Here is a 2,035-nt window from a genome sequence, read left to right on the forward strand (position 1 = left end):
GACGCCGACGCCCGCCACCCTGCGGACGCGTCGGCGCCGCCGGCACCACCCGCTGGAACAACTCCCACAACTCATCCGGCACCAGACGCTCCACGATCAGCACGCGAGCAGCCTACAAGCCCAAATGAGATGACTTCTAAAGGAGTACAGGTGGGGCAGGTCGACGGAGCGAACTGACGTGATCCAGTCGGTGAGCTTGGCGTCGTTGCCCTCTGCCGGCGTCAGCAGGTTCGCGAACTCGCGGACCATAAGGGATAGTTGGGTCATCTCTGGGCACGCCGCGGCGAGTGCGCCCAGTAGTGCGGTGTCCTTGTCGCGGAGGTTCTCCGAGCGGGTGAGGAGGAGGCGGGCGAAGCGCTGCGGGGTCGTGACGGGCTTGTCGCCCTCCACACGGTCCTGTGTGATGTAGCGGACCAGGAGGTTCGCGCTGCCGGTGTAGCCGAGTTCCTTGATCTCGCGGAGGAGATGGGTGGCGGGCACCGCGGGCTCCTCGGCCCGACGTCGGCGCAGGTGGTCGCGGTAGGGATCGACCAGCGTGGGCTTGTAGGAGGGGGCACGTCGCTCTGCGGTGGGCTCCTTCATGCGGGCGTACCTCAGGACCATACGACTGGTCCGTCCGACCCACCAACAACGTAGGACCGCTTGACGGTGTTCAGTGCGACGTCGAGGCGGCGGGCGCATTCGAGCAGGCCGACGCCCTGGCCGAGCAGGCCCTGGACCTGCTGCCAGCGCTCGCGGGTGGTCTGCTCGCGCACGCCTCCGGGCCGGGCGGGATTTACGGCGGTAGCCCAGCAGGCGGCGTGGGAGCGGACCTCGGCCAGGACTTTCCCGCACAGGTTGCTCCCGGTGCCACCGGTCGCTGACCTGCACCGCTTCGGGGAGGGCCTGGCGGATCGCCTCGCCGTAGGAGCCGGAGCCGTCGCGGCAGACGTACTCGATCCCCGGGTGCTCGCGCAGCCACGCGACCAGGGTCCGGGTGGTGCGGTCGGGCAGGACATCGATCCGCTCGCCGGTCTCGGCGTCGATCAGCACAGTCGCATAGCGGTGCCGGCGCTTGAGGGCGAAGTCGTCGACGCCGAGTACACGCGGGATGCGCGGCGGCGGCGCCACCTGGCGCATGAGCAGGCGCAGAGCGGTCGAGCGGGAGACCGCGCAGGCCAGGACACGGGAGAGGCGGGCGCCCGCCCGGCCCGCTAACTCCTTGACGATCCAGCTGAGTTGGTCGGAAAGACGGCGCGTGCGCCGCTGATAGCGCTCGATCAGGCCCGGGACCTGCTCGCGGAATGTCTGCCGAGGGCAGACCAGGTCGGGGCAGACCAGGCGCCGGATCCGCACCGATGCCACGACCCGACGCCCGTCCACTGGCACATCCGCAATCACCCGCCCATGGAAGGCGTGGACCTGCCCCGTCGACTGCCCGCACATCGGGCATGGCACCGGATCGTCCCGGGTCCGCGCCGATACCCGGATGACCTCGCCCTCGTCCGCCACATCCTCGACGACGAGGGCCGATAGACCTGAAAACACCACGCTCACAAGCTCGTTGACATCACGCACACCATGCCAACGACAGGCGTCACCCTTCGTCACCACCGATTACGGGACAGAGCCAGATCGCTGACACGCCCGTAGGGGCGGGGCTCGGGGGCCTGGAAGGCCATTTCGTCGGGTCGAGGGAAAGGCAAGCCGACATGAGCGATACGAGTGGACAGGGTTGACCGGCCCGGCGGTGTAGTCAGGTGGACATTGACGTCTACGAGATCGCGCGGGCCGGTCGGTGGATCCCTCGAATGTCGCCCGGCGGTCCGACGGATCGCGTGGAGGACTGTAGGCGGGCGGCCGGTCGGCAGGGGGTGGGCCGAGCCGGGAGTTGTTCGAGAGCGTGGTCAGCGTCGGGTGGTGGTTTCGGTCAGGGGGTGCGGATCCAGAACTCGATCGACAGCGGCGGGACGGTGATCGTCAGCTGCGGGCCGGTTTTGTTGCTGATGAAGAGGTTGTTGGTGCTGGGGCCGTAGCGCAGGCCGCGGAAGGTGGC

At 68.7% G+C, this 2,035-nt stretch carries 1 protein-coding gene; it reads right to left on the reverse strand.

What is annotated here, in order from left to right:
- Positions 1-96: 96 nt before the first annotated feature.
- Positions 97-1,593, reverse strand: coding sequence for an ISL3 family transposase (locus tag PUR61_RS00400; RefSeq protein ID WP_329874412.1), 1,497 nt, complete (start codon positions 1,591-1,593; stop codon positions 97-99).
- Positions 1,594-2,035 lie beyond the last annotated feature (442 nt).

Source organism: Streptomyces sp. BE20 (genome assembly GCF_036322525.1).
Lineage (GTDB): Bacteria > Actinomycetota > Actinomycetes > Streptomycetales > Streptomycetaceae > Kitasatospora.